Origin of the sequence: uncultured Chitinibacter sp. (assembly GCF_945957625.1) — a bacterium.
GTDB classification, from domain to species: domain Bacteria; phylum Pseudomonadota; class Gammaproteobacteria; order Burkholderiales; family Chitinibacteraceae; genus Chitinibacter; species Chitinibacter tainanensis.
In genome coordinates this window covers 16,448-35,718 of record NZ_CAMFLP010000007.1, presented here as the reverse complement: position 1 = coordinate 35,718, position 19,271 = coordinate 16,448, and the positions used below count along the sequence as shown (strand labels likewise).

At 56.8% G+C, this 19,271-nt stretch carries 19 protein-coding genes; 9 read left to right on the top strand and 10 right to left on the bottom strand.

Annotated features, from left to right (window positions below):
• Window positions 1–132: 132 nt before the first annotated feature.
• From QV747_RS09740 to QV747_RS09730, 3 genes are read right to left on the bottom strand one after another with little or no spacing between them, the layout of a single operon-like run.
• Window positions 133–642, bottom strand: a complete 510-nt coding sequence (locus QV747_RS09740) for a copper uptake system-associated protein (RefSeq protein ID WP_273429881.1) — start codon at window positions 640–642, stop codon at window positions 133–135.
• A 12-nt stretch (window positions 643–654) separates the two neighbouring features.
• Entirely contained in the window at window positions 655–1,122 is a 468-nt protein-coding gene (locus tag QV747_RS09735) for a copper chaperone PCu(A)C (RefSeq protein WP_273429883.1), read from the bottom strand.
• A 57-nt stretch (window positions 1,123–1,179) separates the two neighbouring features.
• Complete coding sequence (locus tag QV747_RS09730; protein ID WP_273429885.1) at window positions 1,180–1,731, bottom strand: hypothetical protein; 552 nt, start codon at window positions 1,729–1,731, stop codon at window positions 1,180–1,182.
• Window positions 1,732–1,817: 86 nt separating this feature from the next.
• On the opposite strand from QV747_RS09730, the gene metF reads away from it, so the two are divergent.
• Window positions 1,818–2,654 carry a methylenetetrahydrofolate reductase [NAD(P)H] gene (metF, locus tag QV747_RS09725; RefSeq protein ID WP_028449974.1) on the top strand — a complete coding sequence of 279 codons (837 nt, stop codon included), beginning with the start codon at window positions 1,818–1,820 and terminating at the stop codon, window positions 2,652–2,654.
• A 69-nt stretch (window positions 2,655–2,723) separates the two neighbouring features.
• On the opposite strand, the gene QV747_RS09720 is transcribed toward metF, so the two are convergent.
• The 6 genes from QV747_RS09720 to QV747_RS09695 all read right to left on the bottom strand — a co-directional run bounded on the left by QV747_RS09720 (window position 2,724) and on the right by QV747_RS09695 (window position 7,527).
• The gene (locus QV747_RS09720; protein WP_273429887.1) at window positions 2,724–3,194 is read right to left on the bottom strand and encodes a glycine zipper domain-containing protein; all 471 of its coding nucleotides are present in this window, start codon (window positions 3,192–3,194) and stop codon (window positions 2,724–2,726) included.
• Between the two features lie 111 nt (window positions 3,195–3,305).
• A complete protein-coding gene (locus QV747_RS09715; protein WP_273429889.1) occupies window positions 3,306–3,917 on the bottom strand; it encodes a 2OG-Fe(II) oxygenase in 612 nt (203 codons plus the stop codon).
• The gene (locus QV747_RS09710) at window positions 3,901–5,904 is read right to left on the bottom strand and encodes a site-specific recombinase (protein ID WP_273429891.1); all 2,004 of its coding nucleotides are present in this window, start codon (window positions 5,902–5,904) and stop codon (window positions 3,901–3,903) included. Before QV747_RS09710 ends, QV747_RS09715 begins: the two co-directional genes overlap by 17 nt.
• A gap of 26 nt (window positions 5,905–5,930) precedes the next feature.
• The gene (locus QV747_RS09705) at window positions 5,931–6,089 is read right to left on the bottom strand and encodes a Fe-S-cluster oxidoreductase (RefSeq protein ID WP_273429893.1); all 159 of its coding nucleotides are present in this window, start codon (window positions 6,087–6,089) and stop codon (window positions 5,931–5,933) included.
• Window positions 6,090–6,179: 90 nt separating this feature from the next.
• A complete protein-coding gene (locus QV747_RS09700; protein WP_273429894.1) occupies window positions 6,180–7,217 on the bottom strand; it encodes a serine aminopeptidase domain-containing protein in 1,038 nt (345 codons plus the stop codon).
• 37 nt (window positions 7,218–7,254) lie between these two features.
• Window positions 7,255–7,527, bottom strand: a complete 273-nt coding sequence (locus QV747_RS09695) for a YkgJ family cysteine cluster protein (RefSeq protein WP_273429896.1) — start codon at window positions 7,525–7,527, stop codon at window positions 7,255–7,257.
• 102 nt (window positions 7,528–7,629) lie between these two features.
• On the opposite strand from QV747_RS09695, the gene QV747_RS09690 reads away from it, so the two are divergent.
• The 8 genes from QV747_RS09690 to oppF all read left to right on the top strand — a co-directional run bounded on the left by QV747_RS09690 (window position 7,630) and on the right by oppF (window position 17,096).
• Window positions 7,630–8,346, top strand: a complete 717-nt coding sequence (locus QV747_RS09690; RefSeq protein ID WP_273429898.1) for a hypothetical protein — start codon at window positions 7,630–7,632, stop codon at window positions 8,344–8,346.
• On the top strand, window positions 8,343–9,575 hold the full coding sequence (locus QV747_RS09685; RefSeq protein ID WP_273429899.1) for an acyltransferase: 1,233 nt from the start codon (window positions 8,343–8,345) through the stop codon (window positions 9,573–9,575). The genes QV747_RS09690 and QV747_RS09685 overlap by 4 nt, the downstream gene beginning before the upstream one ends.
• Before the next feature lie 503 nt (window positions 9,576–10,078).
• The gene (locus QV747_RS09680) at window positions 10,079–11,116 is read left to right on the top strand and encodes a porin (protein WP_028449967.1); all 1,038 of its coding nucleotides are present in this window, start codon (window positions 10,079–10,081) and stop codon (window positions 11,114–11,116) included.
• Between the two features lie 184 nt (window positions 11,117–11,300).
• Window positions 11,301–12,902, top strand: a complete 1,602-nt coding sequence (locus QV747_RS09675) for a peptide ABC transporter substrate-binding protein (RefSeq protein WP_028449966.1) — start codon at window positions 11,301–11,303, stop codon at window positions 12,900–12,902.
• Window positions 12,903–13,233: 331 nt separating this feature from the next.
• The gene (gene oppB, locus QV747_RS09670) at window positions 13,234–14,154 is read left to right on the top strand and encodes an oligopeptide ABC transporter permease OppB (protein WP_028449965.1); all 921 of its coding nucleotides are present in this window, start codon (window positions 13,234–13,236) and stop codon (window positions 14,152–14,154) included.
• 10 nt (window positions 14,155–14,164) lie between these two features.
• On the top strand, window positions 14,165–15,079 hold the full coding sequence (locus tag QV747_RS09665; RefSeq protein ID WP_047392542.1) for an ABC transporter permease: 915 nt from the start codon (window positions 14,165–14,167) through the stop codon (window positions 15,077–15,079).
• Between the two features lie 9 nt (window positions 15,080–15,088).
• Window positions 15,089–16,084, top strand: coding sequence for an ABC transporter ATP-binding protein (locus QV747_RS09660; protein ID WP_028449963.1), 996 nt, complete (start codon window positions 15,089–15,091; stop codon window positions 16,082–16,084).
• The gene (oppF, locus tag QV747_RS09655; RefSeq protein ID WP_052190581.1) at window positions 16,074–17,096 is read left to right on the top strand and encodes a murein tripeptide/oligopeptide ABC transporter ATP binding protein OppF; all 1,023 of its coding nucleotides are present in this window, start codon (window positions 16,074–16,076) and stop codon (window positions 17,094–17,096) included. Before QV747_RS09660 ends, oppF begins: the two co-directional genes overlap by 11 nt.
• 201 nt (window positions 17,097–17,297) lie before the next feature.
• Here the strand turns inward: oppF and QV747_RS09650 are convergent, their stop codons facing one another.
• A complete protein-coding gene (locus QV747_RS09650) occupies window positions 17,298–19,268 on the bottom strand; it encodes a hypothetical protein (RefSeq protein ID WP_273429905.1) in 1,971 nt (656 codons plus the stop codon).
• Window positions 19,269–19,271: the final 3 nt, after the last annotated feature.

The window sequence follows — 19,271 nt, the reverse complement described above, 5'->3', positions numbered from 1 at the left end:
CTGCCTTGATGTTCTATTCCCACCCCTCCCGTCCCCTCCTTGCGGGGGGCCTCGCTGCGCGAGTGGGGCTAGTCATCAAGCAAAAAGCCCCGCAGTTGCGGGGCTTTTTTTTCAACTAGACAGCCGCCTGGCTTAATGGCTATGTGCGCTGCTGGCGGCGCTGGCCGCATGGGCTGCGTGCGCCGTGTGCTCAGCTTGTGCGCTGGCCTGACCGTGGTGGGCGTGTTCGCCATGGTGACCTTTGCCATCCATCTTCACCACGCCAACAAATGAATCCAGCTGTTGGCGTTCGGCATTGCTAAGGCTGGCTTCGGCTTGATTCAGCTTTTTCAGCAATTGCTGCGCGCTGCTGACGCTGATGCCCGCTTGGCGCAGCAGATCGCTACTCAGTGCGCCGGCGCAAAGCTGGGTTTGCCACTGGCCATGCTGTTTGCGTAGCACTGCGCGGCCACCGCGCTCGCCTTGCAGCCATCCGGCCAGCGCCGCATCACCCACTACCACCACCGGTTTGACCGTGAGTGGCGCATCGGGTTTTTCCCACTGCTGTTGCATGCCGTGGCGGATGTCTTCAATATCGCCAGCTCGCGCGAGGCCCGTGTGCAAGAGGCCCAGTACGGCCAAGGCCAAGAGGATTTTTTTCATGCTGATCTCTTTTTAATGGCCGCTGTGCGCGTCGCCTTTGGGTTGATAAGTCATGTCTTCAACTTTGACTTGCACTTCCACCACGCCACCTTTAGCAAAGGTCAGTTTCAGTGGGAATTTCTCACCGGCGACCAGTGGGCGTTTCAGACCAAGCAACATCACGTGGTAGCCGCCGGGGGCGAGTTTGGCTGGGGCGGCCACGGTCACCGGCAGGCTGGCGATTGGGCTCATTTTCATCACGCCATCGGCCATTTTCATTTCGTGCAGCTCGGTTTTTTCAGCGATATCGCTATCGACTTTCACCAGCTGATCATCTTTGGTGGTTTTGATCAGCATAAAGGCGCCGGCATTTTTTGCGGCTGGCGCGGTGGCGCGCGCCCATGGATGCTGAATAGTCAGATCACCCACGGTAAAACCATGGGCATAAGAGAGGGTCGTGGCGCACAGCAGTGCCGCGCCAGCAAAAGCAGCTTTCAACATCGGATGATTCCTTGCGGTCAATTTGATTTTTATGGGGGTATAGCTTTCTAGAGTCGATTACAGCTGGGGTGGAGCCTGACTCGGGGGTAGGGTATAGGTTGGGTCCGCGATAAAAGAGCCTTCGAATCGCATCAGTCGGAGCGAGCTGACGTGCTCTCGAAACGAAGGCAAGGCGGTCAGCGCCGGCGGGGGCGCGAGGGTGCTGCTGGCCTGCACGGCGCAAATGGCGCACATCGGCAGGCCGGAAGCGGCGGGGGCACTCTCCGGGTTGGTGGTGCCTGGGATATTGGTTGTGGCAGTGAGGTTGGTGAGCTGATCCGCGCTCGCTGGGCTGGCGTTGCCCTTGGTGCTAGCGGCGCTGCCGAAAGTGCGACAGGTATTTTGTGCCAGCAGCTGATCGAGCTGGCTCGGCATGCTCAGGGCGTGCGCAAATGGCAATAGCAGGTGCAGGCTGAGCGCGATGAGCGCCAGCAACACCCAGCGGGGATTGCGCATGCGAGCCAGTGTGAGCATAAAAAAGTGAGCCGATTCAATGCCAAAGCAATGGCCGCCATTGTAGCGGGTGTTGTGGGCGCTGGATAGTGAAGTGGCTTGATGGAAATCATGCATGTTGAAATGAATATTCTTCATCTTGGGGTGGCGGTTTATCAATTAGCATTCATGGTTAAACGCAATTAGCATGAGTTTTGTTCATTATGAGTCGCCCAGCCACCCCTATTAGTTTCGAGTTTTTTCCGCCCAAAACCGCCGAAGGTGCGGCCAAACTGGCGGCCACCCGCGATCAGCTGGCGCAGTTTCAGCCCGAATTTTTCTCGGTGACCTTTGGGGCAGGTGGTACGACGCAAAGCGGCACTTTGCAGGCGGTGTGCGATATTCGTGCCGCCGGCTATGCGGCGGCCCCGCATTTATCGTGCATTGGCGCGACGCGCGAGTCGATTCGCCAGATTGTGCAGACTTATCAGGCGCATGGTATTCGCCATATTGTAGCGCTGCGTGGGGATATTCCATCCGGCATGGTGGATGTGGGCGAATTTCGGCATGCCAATGAGCTGGTGAGCTTTTTGCGCGCCGAATTTGGCGACTGGTTTCATATCGAGGTGGCGGCGTATCCGGAATGCCATCCGCAGGCAGAGAATGCGCTGGCCGATATTCAGCATTTTGTGCACAAGGTGCGTGCCGGGGCGGATTCGGCGATTACCCAGTATTTCTTTAATGCTGATGCGTATTTTCGCTTTGTAGATGCGGTGCGGGCGCAAGGGGTGGAGATTCCGATCGTGCCGGGGATTATGCCGATTCAGAATTACAGCCAGCTGCAGCGCTTTTCCGATATGTGCGGCGCCGAGATTCCGCGTTGGTTGCGCTTGCGCTTGCAGGCGCTGGGCGATGATAGCGCGGCGATCCGCGCCTTTGGCCTGGATGTGGTCACCGAGCTGGCCGACCGGCTCTTGGCCGGCGGCGCGCCGGGGCTGCATTTTTATACGCTCAATAGCGCCGGGGCGGTGTCGACCATTTGCCAGCGGCTGGGTTATTGATTGTGTTTGATGGGGTATATGGCCATGATCTTTTATTGATAAAGCTCGTGGCGATATACCCTGCAAGGTTTATTGACGAATCGTCACCCGCGCGGTCACGCCATCGGTGATCACATCTACGGCTTGGCCCACGGCAAAGGGCTGATCAGCGTCTTGCACAATCACTAGTCGCTCGCCGTTATCCTGCATCGCCACGGTGAGCTCTTTGGCCGGTTTACGGGTGATCTGGTTTTCGGCCTGATTGCCCAGCCAGCCGCCTAGCAAACTACCCAGCACGCCACTTACCACCGAGCCGGTGCCTTTGCCGACATTGTTGGCTGCCACCACGCCGCCAATGACCGCGCCGGCAATCGAGCCCACGCCGCTGGTGCTGTCGGCCATTTCAACGGTGCGCATGCTTTCAATCTTGCCCGCGCGGGCTTTGGCGACGCGCTTCATTTCGTCTTTGTGGTACACATTGGCCGAGTCGGCGGTGATACAGCCGCTCAGTAAACTACTGGCCGCCAGTACGGTGGCGGCTAACAGGGTGGTGTAGCGCATGATGCTCTCCGGTGGGCCGGGGTAATCCAGCCAGTCTCATTTTGGATTGAATGGCTTTGAGTCTACCCGTCTGCCGCAAAATTGACTGTGGCATATGCACAATCGGCGGCTTTAGCTGCGTCGGCGGTACCAGCCGGTGAGCGAAAAGCGTTCGCGCCGGGCGGGTAACACTTCATGCTCGAAGCGATTAGATAGAAACACCACCAGCGTGCCGCCATGCGGGGTGACGTCCACGCTTTGCTCCTCGTCGAGATAAATGCGCAGCTGGCCGCCATCCTCGGCTTGCCAATCAGCGGCGTTGAGGTATTGCACCACGGTGACTACCCGGGTGTCTTGCTCACGATGCTGATCCAGATGGCGCTGGTAAAACGCGCCGGCCGGGTAGCTGGCAAAATGCCATTCCAGCTCGGCAAGGCCCAGATACAGCTCGCGGTTGAGGCTTTGCTGCAGCTCGGCCATCCGCGCGTTGGCTGCTTGCATGGCCGGATCGTGCTCATCGACCCACAGCACCGAATCGCCACGAATATCATCACGAATCCCAAAGCCGCCCGCGCGGCCCACACCGGCGCGGCTAAACTCGGCCTGCCGCGTTTGCGCCAGCTGACGGAGCTCGTCTACCTGCTGGCGGCTAAGAAAATCGGGGATTACCAGCCAGCCGGGGCCAGCCAGCGCATCGGCGATCGTTTGAAACACGGTGCTGTGCTGATTAGGGTTTGGGTTCATCTTTAGGCTCGGCCACCACTTTGGGGGCAATCAGAAAATCAATCGGTTTATGCCAGAAACGGCGCCAGAGCAGGCCGACCACCGGGCGCAATTCGCCCAGCCGGCGTTTGCGTGAACGCAGCGCTACCCACAGCGCCAGCACGAAGCTGGTGATCAGATTGGTGGCGCCAATCAAGGCCACGCCCAGCAACGCCCAGCCCAACGTCCACCAGGGCAGCACAAAATCATTGGCGGCTAAGGAGTATGAAACATTAGCGGCCGAGAAAGTGATATGACGAATATCAATCGGCAGGCCCAGCAAAATGCCCACCGTACCAATGCAGCCCAGCATGCAGCCAAAGTAGAAATTACCCGCCAGCGCCCCGAGGTTGTGTTCGATATAGCGGCCAAACTGCTGACTGCGGCGCTCGCCGAAGAGTTTATTCAACAGCGGTAGCGCGGCAATCCGCTCGGGGATGCGGTTATACAGGGCTTTATTGTCGTAATAACCGGAAATCAGCCCAGCGAGGAACAAACACACGCCCGCAATGGCCGCATGTGGCACCCCCAGCCCGGTGAGCGGTTTCAGATCGTTCAGTAGGTGATCGGCTTTTTCCAGTCCGACCACATGCACGCCGGTTTGTTGCCACCAGAACCAGGCAATCGCCAGCGCCACCGGCATGGCCAGCGCCACATTGCCCAAAATGGCAATCAGCTGGGTGCGGATCACTTTTACAATCAGCTCGACCAGATTGCTATAGCCCTCGAGCTTTTTACTGCCCGGTGGCGGCAGCGCCGCGGCGATGCTGGCGGCGGTCATGGCCGGCTGCTTGGTGGCAATTGTGCAATGCAGTAGGTGCACCAGCATAAAGCCCAGCGCGTAATTCATACTGAAGGCAAAGGCTTCCAGCAGCAGCGGTAAATGCGCTTTGGCGATCAGGATTTTGATCAGCGCCATAAATCCCACTACCACCCCGGCCCCGGCGGCCGAGCGGAACATACCCATCCACTCGCCACGCGAATCGGTGGTGTAGTGCTCGCCGGTGTGGCTGGCGTGCTCGGTGATTTGCAGCGCCAGCAATTCGGTGTTTTCGCGCATCACATCGGTGACGCTGGTTTTGCGGTTTTCGGCCTTGACCAGCTCTTTAAACAGCCGGATCAGCGGCGGGCCGTGCGGCGCGGTGGGGTCGACCAGCTCAAACAGTAATTTCAAGCGATCGATATGCTGCTTCAGGCGCAAGAGATGGTAAGTCAGGCTGACCGACACCCCGTTTTTCGAGGCATAGCGCCAGACCTTGCCCATGATGGTTTCGCATTGGCTCAGTAGCACCAGCAAATGCCGATGGTCTTCATCCGGTACCCGGCGGGCGGTGAGATCGTGGCGGTATTTCTCGATGTAAGCGAGGATTTCGGCATTGAGGCGCACAAAAGGCGATTCAAAGCGCTCGACTTCGGGGTGGTTGCGGATGATTTCCGGTTCTAGCCCGATGGCCGAGATCCGGCAAGACAGCACCTGAATGGCCTCGAGCTGCTGCAGGCGAATATGTGGTGGTAGCTCACCCGGGCCTAGTTCTTCCATATGCGCGGCGCGGCCCAGCTCATGCCAGACTTCGTCGGGAATCGCGTCTAGCCATTGATAATCATCGCGGCGATGGAAAATCTGCCCCAGCAAATCACTAAAGTGCTCAGGGTTGCTGATCGGGGGTAAGAGTTTGGCCCCGATCCGGCGTTTCACCGCGGTGACCATGCTTTCATTCAGCAAAATACCGGTTTCGGTATAGAGATCGACCTGGCGGGTGTTATCCAGCAGCGCAAACAGCGCTTTGCGTAGCCAGGCGCGATAGTCGGGGTGTTGCTCTAATAGGTAACACAGGGCACGAATATTATTAATGGCCGCCACATGATCGTGGCTTTTGGCGGGGCGCAAGGCCGCCACCAATTGAGCTAAGACCGAGAGTGAATCCTGGTCATTCTGGCTGTGTTGCATCTGCCGCAGCAAAACTTCCATGGCGAGGACCTCTGCAAAAAATAGGGTTAGTGCGGGCGCGTGGCCTGCTCTAATTGAGTGAGCCACAGCATGGCTTGGGCGCGATCCTGGCCGCACATGTCCAGCTGGGGCTGTAGCCCGGCACACACGGCCGGGCGATCGGGGTGGCCGAAAATCCGGCAGCGCAGCGTGTTATAAAGTTGCACGCAGGACACTCCGGCGGGCTTGGTCTTGGGAAACTATATTCACATACACAGTAGCGTTTTGTGTGCCTTCATTCATTGTTAGGACGTTTTTTATAAGTTCTTGTAGAAAAAACTAACCGCAACAGAGGCCGTGGTGTCATGCACTTTTCTCCGATTAACCCCCTTGGGGTCGCGTAAAAATTGCTTATCAAAGAGCTTGGCCCACCATACCCCTTCACTTAAGAAGGTGTAATGCGTGACGTTGGGTAATATTTCTAGTGTGCTATCTGTAATTTGTGCTGCGTAGAGCTTGGCATTGTTTTCAGGCGCAGCCTGATCGTCTGCGCTACCAGCCACCAGATGAACTGGGATATCAATTGATTGCAGGCTTTCATCGCTTACAACTCCCTTTGCGACGGGGGCGATGCCAAAAGCAGCTTTGATACGAGAGTCGCGGTAGCATTCGTTGGCTTCTGGCCAAGCAGCGAGGATATGCGGATTGTTCTCGATGGCGTGCCAAACTTCGTCGATATTAAAACTCATCTCAGGTGGCAATTTGCAAATTGAGTCGGATTGATTGAGTGCGCAATGGCTTTTCCAGCGATTCATTTCAAGCCGGGCCCCCGCGCAAGCTAAAGCGGTAAAGCCCCCGATAGAAAATCCAGCAACGCCAATTCGTTCTGAATCAATTGCCTTGGCAAAAACTTCATCAGCTAATAGGTGATCAAGCAGGCAACGAATATCTTTGGCACGCTCCCACCATAGGATCATGCCTTCGAGTAGATATTGTGGCTCTGCTGCGGTATTACCGTGATGATTGATCGCCGCAGCGATAAAACCTGCCGAGGCCAGTCTCACACAAAGCCACGCTATGCTTGCACTAGAACCGCCCGTACCATGAGACACCACAATTAATGGATAGCGCGGTTGTTGCTGACTTATCGTTGCATTGATTGCGTAATGGCCTGTTTGAAAAACGGCGATGCACTGTTTTTTGACTTTAGCGACTTCGTCGGTCGGATACCAAATCGTCGTAATGAGAGGGCGAGACGAGCTAGATACCCAACTACGGCGACGCTCATCAATATAATCACGATAGGTTGCACCCACCGCAAATTGACCGATACTAGCCATCTGCATTAATTCCATTTAACTCACGCAATAGATCAATAAGCCTCTGCGGATACTATGTTCGTGGCTCAGCGCTAGGCGTTGTTGCGATTTCTAACTGAGTTAGATAAACCATTGCCTGATCTTGAGTTTCCCCACACATCTCAAACGAAGGTTGTAGCCCGGCACACACGGCCGGGCGATCGGGGTGGCCGAAAATCCGGCAGCGCAGCGCCTCATCCAGCTGCACGCAGGGCACGCCGGCGGGCTTGCCATTGGGCATGCCGGGAATCGGGCTGGTAATCGAGGGTGCGGTACAGCAGGCACCACAGTGTGATCGACATTGCATGCGGCGATTATACCCGATGCACACCTTGGCGCTGGCAGATGCGCAGCGCTGGCGGCTTTGGTACATTTTCACTGATAAACAAAAACAAAAGATGGAGTGAGTATGTGGGGTCGTCTATCCGCCCTTGGCCTGCTATGGCTGGCCGTGGGCTCAACTGCGCTGGCGGCCGAGCCGGCGCCACTGTGGCAAGAATCTTTCGAGCAAAGCCCGAATTTACCCAGCGATTGGCAATGGTCGGCCTGGAAGCCCGAGATTTCCCGTGCCGAGATCAGCAAGCAGGCTGCGGCCGATGGCCAGCAGGTGCTGCATCTGATCAGTAGCCAGCCCAATCATGCGCGCCTGACCAAAACCATCGCCATCGAGCCCAATCGCCTCTATCGTTTTAGCGCCCAACTGAAAGCGCAGGGCGCGGATGCGGACAAACTGGCTGCGGTGCTGGGGGTTGATGGGGTTTACGAAGCGAGCGAAACCGTACGCGCAGCCGATCGCTGGTATCCGCGTGAGCTCTATATCCGCAGCAATGACGCCAGCGCGGTGACGGTATCGCTGGGGCTGGGGCATTTTGGCAATGAAAATCAGGGCGAGGCCTGGTTTGATGCGGTGAGCCTGACCGCGGTGGAGGCGCTGCCCACCGGGGCGAAGGTGGTGGATTTGCCCAAGCTCGCGGCCAGTAGCGCAGCCAGCCCTGCCGTGCCGGCTGGGCGTACGCCTTGGTTGTGGCTCGGTGCGAGTTTGCTGGCGCTAGGGTGCTTGATCGCGGCCGTGGCGGCGCTCTTGGCGCGGCGGGATCAGCCAGCCACGGCGGAGGCGCGAGAATGAGCGCCGCCCATCTTGAGACTGGGCCAGTCCCGGCGACCCAGCATGTGGCCATTGTGGATGGCTTGCGCGGGCTGGCAATTGCTTTGGTGATCTTGTTTCACTATTGGCAGATCACCTGGTGGGTGATTCCGCTGCCCTTTACCGGTGGCCAGCATAATCTGGAAGCGCTGCAAGTGGCCGGCGCGCTGGGGGTGGAGCTGTTTTTCTTTCTGAGCGCGTTTTGTCTTACCTACCCGCAGGCCAAAACAATGCTCGAAGGCGCGCCGCTGGCGAGTCTGGCGCATTACACCTATCGGCGGGCGATCAAGATTTTGCCTTCCTATTGGCTGGCAATGCTGATCCTGCTGGTATGTTTCCCAACGTTATATCCCACAAGCGCTGAGCGCGGATACTGGGTGGATGTATTGATGCATCTAACCTTTATCCACAATCTGTTTGCCGATACGCATTATTCGATCAACGGGGTGTTCTGGTCGCTGGGGGTGGAGGTGCAGTTTTATCTGCTGTTTCCATTGCTGGCCTGGGGTTTTCGGTGCCAGCCGTGGCTGGTGTGTGCCGGCATGGTGCTGCTGGCACTGGCGTACCGGGCCTGGACGCACACCCAGCCGCTGGGCGAGTTTTCGCACCTGAATAATCAACTGCCGGGCTTTCTGGATCTATTTGCGGCGGGCATGCTCAGCGCCTATCTGCTGGTGTGGTTGCGGCAGGGGCCGGCCGTGTTGTGGGCGCAATTGCGCCCATGGTGTGCGGGGCTGGTGCTGCTGGCCTTGCTGGTGCTGGCGTTATTGTTTGCCGATTTGAATCAGGCGCGGGGGGCGGCCGAAGGCTATGCGCTGTGGCAGTCGGCGCATCGGCTGGCGCTGGCCGGTATATTTGTGGTGCTGGTGGTGGCGGGCAGCTACGCCCCGGCGCTGGTGCGTAGCCTGATTGCCAACCGCGTCACGGTTTGGCTCTCGCTGCTGTCCTACAACCTTTACCTCTGGCATCAGGTGGTGGCGCGGGTCATTAAGGAATATGGCTGGTGGCCGGCTGCAACACCAGTGCCGATGGATGATCCCAGCTGGCGCTGGAGTATGTTTGTGGTGGCGTGGTTGGCGGCGCTAGCGTGGGCGGCTCTCCTCACTTATGGTTTCGAGCGCCCACTGTTGCAGTATGGTGTGCGTGGGGTGTTGGCCCGTTTGCGTACCCGCTGGCAGCAATTTCAGCAGGCTAATTTGGCCGAAGCCTAACTACGAGGCGTTTTAAACGCGACCTATGCGCCGAGCATAACAGTTTGGGTGATGTTTGTACGCAACAGTTTGGCCCCGCCTTCTGGCGGGGCTTTTTTATGCACCGAAAATATGAAGCGATTGTTAAAAGCTATCTTTCCTTGGTCACGATAGGCTGCTAAACCGCATTTAGCCGTCGACTTGGGTGGTTTTCTGTCGTAAAAGTACGTAGTGATTGGGTGGGCTTGTAATCTTCGTGCGAGCTTTGTGTGGGTAATTTCGGTGAATAGGCGGCGATCTACGGGAAAACACTTATCAATCTGTTTTTGAGGTAGTTTGGCTGGTTCGATGAATGGTATTTTGTGAATAAAATCAGTGTGTTGGTACTGGTGGTGCGTACTGATTGATGGGCTCTATTAGTGATACCCCTACTGCCGCTAGGTTTGCCTGTTTGTGAAAAATTGTTGATGGAAATGTGAATTTTACATTGAGCGATTTTCGACCAATTACAGGGAGTCACCCACATGCAAACCAAATTTATCGCTGCCGCCATCGCTGCGGCTTTCCTCGCCGCTGGCGCCCAAGCTGACATCACTGTGGGCGGCTTTCTGCAGACCGAAGTAACCTACAACAAAGACCAAACCAATCACGACGGTAAAACCGATTTTTACCAAGGCCCATCGGATGTTGGCTCTTCGATCGATGTGAAAGGCACGCATGACATCACTGCGAGCGGCAAGCTGCAGTGGGAAGTGAGCACCTACCTGAGCAAAGACACCGACGTCATTCCTGCCGGTCTGGGCTTCTTCGGTGATCGCAAACTGTACGTACGCTGGGCCGATAGCTTTGGTACCGTTACTGTGGGTCGTGATGATTCTCCGATCCGTATGGGCTTCATTGGTTACGATATTTTCAACGGTTACGCTTCACTGGGTACGCTGTTTGATCGCGGCGCCGCTAGCCGTCCTTCGAAACAAATCAAATACGTATCGCCAAAAATGGGCGGTCTGACTGTTCGCGCCAGTGTGCAAGTGGATACCACCCAAGGCACCAATGAGCCAGATCAGGCTTTCTACACCAGCGTGGCCTACGATCTGAACCCAATGTTCGGCTTTGATTTCGGTTATGCCGCTGAGCGCGATCGTGGCGCGGTAAAAGGCAATGACCGTAATTCGGTACTGGCTGGCGTACGCGGTAAAGTGGCTGAAGGCCTGACTTACGGCGTGGTGTTTGTGAATACCGAAAAATGGGCCAACGAAAAAGCCGCACGTAGCAGCGGCTGGATGCTGGGTGAGAACATGCAATACGTGACCGGTGATCACACCTTCCGTATCGCGCACACCTACGCGGACAAATCAGGTGCCAACCTGTTCCTGGCGGGTTACGAATACGCCTTGCCAGAAGTGACTATGGGCAGCAAAAAGATCAGCTCAGCGCTGTATCTGGAAGGCTCGCTCATCGATAACAAAGCCGATACCGACTTTGTACCTGGCTTCAAATCAAGCACCGTGGCCGGCAAAGATCCAGCAACTGTAGCGCTGGGTGTTTACGTTAGCTTCTAAGCGTGTAGCAGCCCTAGGCTTGGCTGAGCCAAGCCTAGGGCAATCGGCAATTATCGCGCACGAACAAGCGTCACATAATGGCTTGCATGCTGGCTCATCCAGCCCGCATTTCGCCGCTGTGCGGCCCTGCTGGCCTCTTGCTCGTGTCGCGCTTCGTATCCTTCTTGCTTAAGGAGTTGTTTCGATGAATCACAAATTACTGGCCAGCCTGCTGGCAATCGGTTTTGTAGCCAGCACTCAAGCTGCAGAAATCCCTAAAGGCGTTCAACTGCACGCCACTCAGGAACTGACCCGCACCAATGGTGCCGAGCCTGAAACTCTGGACCCGGCTAACGTGGAAACCGTACCGGCCGCCAATATCGCGATTGATCTGTTTGAAGGTCTGACCGCGATCAATGGCTCAGGCAAAGTGGTACCGGCCGTGGCCGAGAGCTGGAAGCAAACCGATGCGACCACATGGGTGTTCAAGCTGCGCAAAGATGCCAAATTCAGCAATGGTCAGCCGATCACGGCCGATGATTTTGTGTATGCATTCCGTCGTTTCATCGATCCTAAGCAAGCTTCAAATTACAGCTCGGCTTTCGGCGTATTCTTTGCCAATGGTAAAGAGGCGGCTGAAGGCAAAGCACCTACCGATAAACTCGGCGTGCGCGCAATCGACAAAACCACGTTCGAAGTGAAAACCAATGGCCCAGTGGCTTTCCTGCCTGAGCTGCTGGCGAACCCGAACTTCGCACCACTGCATCGCGCAACCGTAGAAAAATTCGGTAAAGACTGGGTGAAACCAGGCAATCTGGTGGGTAACGGCGCTTACGTACTGAAAGAGTGGAAAGTCAACAGCAAGATGGTGCTGGAGAAAAACCCGAACTACTGGAATGCGAAAAACGTGCAGATCACCAAAGTGAACTATCTGCCGATCGAATCGCAAGATGCCGCGCAAAAACTGTATCTGTCTGGCGAAGCCGACTGGACACTGGAAATCACCCCGAATAGTTTTGCCAAGCTCAAAACCGATTATCCAAAAGAGCTGCGCAACTCGCTCGGCCTGGGTATTCGCTACTACAGCCTGAACAACACCGACCCGCTGCTGAAAGACGTACGCGTACGTAAAGCGCTGAATCTGGTGCTGGATCGCGAGTTGCTGGCCAATAAAGTGACTGCCGATGGTCAGCCACCGGTGTACAGCATTATGGTGAATGGCGTAGCTGGCGCTAAATCCGTACCGTACGAGTGGGCGAAATGGCCAATGGCTAAACGCGTGGATGAAGCCAAAAAGCTGTTGGCGGATGCCGGCGTGAAACCGGGCACCAAGCTGACCTTCATCTACAACACCAACGAATACCACAAGAAAATGGCGATCTGGGCCGCTTCGGAGTGGAAATCCAAACTGGGCCTCGATACCCAGCTGGAAAACATGGAATTCAAGGTATTGGTGAAAAAACGTCATGACGGTGATTATCAAATCGCTCGGAATGGCTGGAGCGCGGATTACAACGACGCGACTTCATTCACCACCCTGGTGGAATGTGGCTCTGACCAGAACGACAACAAAAACTGCAATGCTAAAGCGCAGGAATTGTTCAAACAGGCCGCCGCGACCACTGATGCCGCCAAACGCAGCCAGCTGTTGACCGAAGGCACGCGTCTGGTGATGGAAGACTATCCAGTGATTCCATTGCTGCAATACACCTATCCACGTCTGGTGAAAGCCTATGTGGGTGGTTACGATCAGGCGAACCCAACCGAACGTCGTCGTACGCAAGACCACTACATCATCAAACACTAAGCTGGGCTTAGTGTGGCAACCCCGTCTGCAATGCAGGCGGGGTTTTGTCTTTTGAAAGTGGCAAAACCTAGGGATACCACCTAGCTGTATTCCCTGATGAAGTAAATCTGCCTTGATATGGCGATGTATACCCCTGGTTGCGATCTAGGGATATCCCGTAGAAAAGGTAGTGGGCGCAGCGAGATTTAATCCTGCGCAAAGTGTGGGGCACGCCAAGCCGTTACAACAGTAGGGTGCCCGCGCGTTGTTGAAGCTGCCTTCGGGCCGTCTTGCCATTGCCATCACGGGATGGATTAACCCGCCTTGCGGGAAACGTTTTTGGAGTTTCACTATGTGGTCTTATGCGCTACGTCGCCTGCTGGCAACGATCCCGACCATGTTGGCGGTGATTACCGTCTGTTATCTGCTTTTGCATGCCACGCCGGGCGGCCCGTTCGATACCGAACGCAAAGTGTCCGAAGCCGTGCTGGCCAATCTGAATGCCAAATACCATCTGGATCTGCCGCTGTGGCAGCAATACTTGTACTACCTCAAAGGCTTGGTGCAGGGTGATCTGGGTGCTTCTTTCCGTTACGCCGACTGGTCGGTGAATGAGCTGGTGGCTGCGGCCTTGCCGGTATCGCTGACCATCGGTGGTGTTGCTATGGTGCTGGCGCTGATTATCGGCGTGGCGCTGGGCGTTACCGCCGCACTGCGCCAGAACAGCATCGTGGATTACTTTGTGATGTTGCTGGGCAATGTCGGCAGTGCCGTGCCATCGTTTGTGATTGGCCCGGTGCTGGTGCTGATTTTCGGCGTGTGGCTCAAATGGCTGCCGGCCGGCGGCTGGCAAGGCTTTCAGCTCACTTATATGGTGTTGCCGATTGCCCTGCTTACCGTGATTAATATGGCCACCATTGGCCGGGTGATGCGCGGTAGCCTGATTGAAGTGCTGAACAGTAACTTTATCCGTACCGCCCGCGCCAAAGGCTTGCCGATGCACACCATCATCCGTCGCCATGCGCTCAAACCCGCCATGCTGCCGGTGGTGTCGGTGATGGGCCCACTGACGATTTCTTCGATTGCCTCGGCGGTCGTGACCGAAACCGTGTTTTCGCTGCCGGGCTTGGGCAAGCTGATTGTGAATGGCGCGTCAAACCGCGATTACACGCTGGTGCTGGGGCTGGTGGTGCTGGTTACCGTTTTTGCTGTGCTGCTAAACCTGATCGTCGATCTGGTGTATGCCGCCCTTGATCCGAAGATTCGCTACTAAGGGGGCCGCCATGAATCAAGAAAAAAACCAAGCTATTTTGCAGGCCGCCGCCGAGGCCGTAGCCGCGCCGCAAATCGCCAGCCGTAGCCCGTGGGCCGATGCGCGCCGCCGCTTTTTACGCAATAAAGCGGCCGTCGTCAGCCTGATCTTGCTGTCGCTGATTGCGCTGGCCTGTATTTTTGGGCCGATGTTCCTGCCGCATCAGTTTGATACCACCGACTGGGATGCGATGGGCCTGGCGCCAACCTTGCACAATATGCACTTGTTCGGTACCGACGAAATGGGCCGCGATTTGCTGGTACGCACGCTGATCGGCGGGCGGATTTCGCTGTTTGTCGGGCTGATGGCCACGCTAGCCTCGGTGACTTTGGGGATTTTGTGGGGCGCTACCGCTGGTTTTCTCGGTGGGCGGGTCGATAGCATCATGATGCGGATCGTGGACATGATGTATGCCGTGCCGTATCTGCTGATTGCCATTCTGATGGTGACGTTGCTGGGCCGCGAGTTTTATCTGGTGGTGCTGACCATCACCGTGTTTAGCTGGATGGACATGGCCCGCGTGGTGCGGGGGCAAACGCTGTCGCTGAAATCGAAAGAATTCATCGAAGCGGCGCGCTGTATCGGGGTACCGGTACATAAACAGATCTTGCGCCATATCGTGCCTAATCTCTTGGGTATTGTGGTGATCTACACGACGATTACTGTGCCGGGCGTGATTTTGACCGAATCGGTGCTGTCTTTCTTGGGTCTTGGGGTGCAAGAGCCGATGACCAGCTGGGGGGTGTTGATCCATGATGGCGCGGCCGTGATGGAAAATACGCCATGGATGTTGCTGTTCCCCGGTGTCATGCTGAGCTTGACGCTGTATTGCGCCAACTACATCGGTGACGGGATGCGCGATGCGCTGGACCCGAAAGATCGCTAAGGAAAGACCATGACATTATTACGAGTGAATAATCTGGGCGTGGATTTTGCCACGCACGATGGCCTGGTTAGCGCGGTGAACGGGGTGTCGTTTGAGCTGGATCGCGGCCAGACTTTGGGCATCGTGGGTGAATCGGGCTCGGGTAAAAGCCAGACCGTGCTGGCCATGATGGGGCTGTTGGCCAAAAACGGTCAGGCCCGCGGCGAAGTGCTGTTTGAAGGGCAAAACCTGTTGGGAATGTCGACGCGCGAGCTTAACCGCATTCGCGGTAATCGCGTGGCGATGATTTTCCAAGATCCGATGACCTCGCTCAACCCGTATCTGACCGTGGAACGGCAGATGACTGAGGTGCTGGAGCTGCACAAAAACATGACCCGCCGCGCGGCCAAAACCCGCGCCATCGAGTTGCTGGAAGCGGTGAAAATCCCTGAAGCAGCGCGCCGCGTGGATATGTATCCGCACGAGTTTTCAGGCGGGATGCGCCAGCGGGTGATGATTGCCATGGCCTTGCTGTGCGAGCCGGAAGTACTGATCGCCGACGAGCCGACCACCGCGCTGGATGTAACGGTGCAGGCGCAGATCATTACCCTGATGCAGGAATTGCAGCGCGATTTTGGCACCGCGATCGTGATGATTACCCACGATCTGGGCGTCGTGGCTGGCCTATGTGACCGGGTGATGGTGATGTACGGTGGCCGCGTGATGGAGCAGGGCAGCGCTGAGCAGATTTTCTATCAGCCTACCCATCCGTATACCGTGGGCCTGTTGGGCGCCTTGCCACGGCTGGATCACGATGGCGATACGCTGGTGTCGATTCCCGGTAATCCGCCCAATATGGCGCATATGCCTGCCGGCTGTGCCTTTTGCGAGCGCTGTACGCTGGCTGAGGCTCGCTGCCACAGCGAACGCCCGGCCTTGCAAACGCTGGAAGGCGGCATCTTGCGTGCCTGTCACAAATCATTGGCCGAAGTGAGCCAGCTGAAGGAGATGAGCCATGTCGGTTGAAACCGCAACTGTGGCCGAGCGCCAACCCATCCTGTCAGTGCGCGATCTGAAAGTGCACTTCAAGGTAAAGCACGATAAAGGCTGGCTGCCGTCTACCCGCACGCTCAAAGCCGTGGATGGGATTTCCTTTGATCTGTATGCCGGCGAAACCCTAGGCATCGTCGGCGAATCTGGCTGTGGCAAATCAACCCTGTCGCGCGGCATTTTGAATCTGATTCCGGCCACCGGCGGCGAAATCGTCTGGCTGGGGCGCGAGCTGCACAAAGCCGGCGCCAAAGAATGGCAAGCGGTGCGGCGCGAAGTGCAGATGATTTTCCAGGATCCGCTCGCCTCGCTCGATCCACGCATGACCGTGGCGCAAATCATTGCCGAGCCGCTGCACACGCATTACCCTGAGCTCGGCAAAGACGAAGTGATGCGCCGCGTGCGCGCGATGATGCAACGCGTGGGTCTGACCGAGCAGCAGATCAACCGCTATCCGCACGAATTTTCGGGGGGCCAATGCCAGCGGATTGGTATTGCCCGCGCGCTGATTTTGCAGCCCAAGCTGATTATTTGTGACGAGCCGGTGTCGGCGCTGGATGTGTCGATTCAGGCGCAAATTATCAATTTGCTGAAAGAATTGCAGCAGGAAATGGGCTTGGCGCTGATTTTCATCGCCCACGATCTGGCGGTGGTGAAGCATATTTCCGACCGGATTTTGGTGATGTATCTGGGCCGCGAAATGGAGCTGGCGGAAAAACACGCGCTGTACGATCAGCCCAAACATCCGTACACCAAAGCGCTGCTGTCGGCGATTCCGATCCCCGACCCTGAGCTGGAGCGCAAGAAAACCATCCAGATCTTGCAGGGGGATTTGCCATCGCCGATCAATCCACCATCAGGCTGTGTTTTCCGCACCCGTTGCCCGCAAGCGCAGCCGCTGTGCGCCGAGCAGCAACCACAACTGCGCGCGGTGAATGCCCGCACCCAGGTGAGCTGCCTGTTGGCCACTTCGGAGCAAGTGGCCTAAGGCTAGTCGCTAGTGGCTAAGCTAGCGCGCAAGCTCGGTGCTTGGTGAAGATTGAAAAACCACCTCAGTGTGCAGAGGTGGTTTTTTTATGGCCGAAGGGGATAACTGCACCCTTGTGGCGTGATTTAAGGTTAGCCATGAATAAAGGGTATTGCCCTGTAGGCTAATATCATCAAAGCCTGCAAGGCAATACCCCTTGGATTACTCTGCTGGAGCCGTTGAGCTTGACCGGGCGCGGGCGGAGACTGCCAGAATCTGCACTGCGCCATTATCAAAGATCACCGGATACGCGCCAAACAGACTGTTCAGCGCTGGATAACGGCCGCGCTCGAAATCGCTAACGTAGATATAGTCCACCTGATATTGCGCCAGCAGCGCAGCGCGGCGCTCTGGGTCTTGGTACATCGCGGCGACATCGTCATGGCGCTGCTTGGTATTCAGACCATGGAAGAATAAATACGTATCGGTGCCCACCACGATATTGCGGCCGGTAAGGGCGGCAACGGTGTTGTTGTGATTGTCGGCGGTGATAAACATCGCGTTGGCCGGGGTGCGGGCCACAATAAACTCGGCCGCAGCCACATGCGCGCCACTGTAGGCGTTGTAGTTCGACACCCACTCGCGAGCGAGGGTGAGCGCGCCCGAGAGCGTGCCCAGCACCAGGCTCAGGACCAAGATCGCCGCCGCCCACAGATAGCGCTGCTGCTGCCGCCAGCGGCGGTACAGCGTGATGATTAGCGCGCTGGCGGTGATGGTGGCGAACACATACCAGATGTAAAACAGCTTGTTGTTATCGTACAAATTGGGCTGAAAGATCAGCACTTCGGCTACCAGATAAATCAGCGCCGGGCCAAATTGCAGCCGGGCCAGATCGCTATCCAGCAAGCCGCCCAAGTGGCTGCGCCAGCGGCTGTGCGCCAGCAGTACCAAGGCCGCCAGCCAAGCCAGATACACCACGCCGATGTTTTTCAGGTAAAACCACAGATAGGGGTCGATTTTGAGTTCGTTCACCCAATTGAGGTGCCAGTGCACAAAGCCGCCACCGGCGGTGGCTTGCGGGAAAGTCCAATACAGCAGCTGCCCTATCGCCACGGCAATCGCCGGCAACCCATACCAGCACCAATCAGCAATCACCGTCAGCCAGTGCTGCCGGCGCACGACTAGATCCACCCCGAGCCAGCCGAGCGAAATCAGGCCAATAGCCATAAACGAGTGGGTATGGATCATCGGTAGCAATCCCACCAAGGCTCCGGCGAGGATACCCCACCCCCGTTTATCGGCGCCGCTGGCGCGGGTAAAGCGTAGCAAGCTCCACAGTGTAAACAGCGCCACCGACCAGCCAGCCATGGTGGTCCGTTGCGGGATGATCATATCGGCGATCACGTTCGACCAGCGGATATTCATCTCGTTGTAATTGGTGGGCGTTTTGTAAAACTCGGTCAGAATCTGCCCGAAGGTGTACTCATGCCAGCCAAAGAAATAGATAAACCCCAGCCCGCCATTAAGGAAAAACAGCAGCGTTGCCAGCTTCGTGGCACGGCGGTCTTTGCTTACTTCCAGCGCCAGCAGCATAAAACACGCCACAATCAGCGCGCACATCAGTAGCGATGGCAGCAAGAGCGCCCAGCGCAGCGGCAAGCCCAGCTGCAAGAGCGACGAAGACACCAGATTCACCAGAAACGGATAGCTCAGGCGCTGGCCGGGCAAAATGCTGTAATCGGGCGGGAAAACCTGCTGGTGTGCCAGCGAGGTCACCATGCCCATATGCATTTGCAGATCGCCAAAAGTGGCTTGGCCGACATCCAGGCCGGCCGGACTGGGCTGAATCAGATGGGTGTGCAGCAGATAGGCCATCAGCAGCAGCAAAGGCAGCCCCAGCCACAGCAGGCTGCGCGCTAGGGCTTGATAATCCAGGGCCGGATTGGCCGCCAAGGGCTTGGCCTGTAGGGCCAAACCCGCCGCCAGCCCGAGCGACAGCGCCAAGCCCAGTCCATGCGCCAGCGGGGTAAAACCCAGCAGAAAAGCAAAGGGCACTGGCGCCCACATCAGCGCGACTGTTGCCAAGACCAATCCCGCAGTGATGCGTACCCACAGCGGGTGCGTAGCCAATAAACGCTGGCTGGCGTATTGCCAGCCACCCAAATGCAAAATGAAATACAGCAGGGCCAACATGAT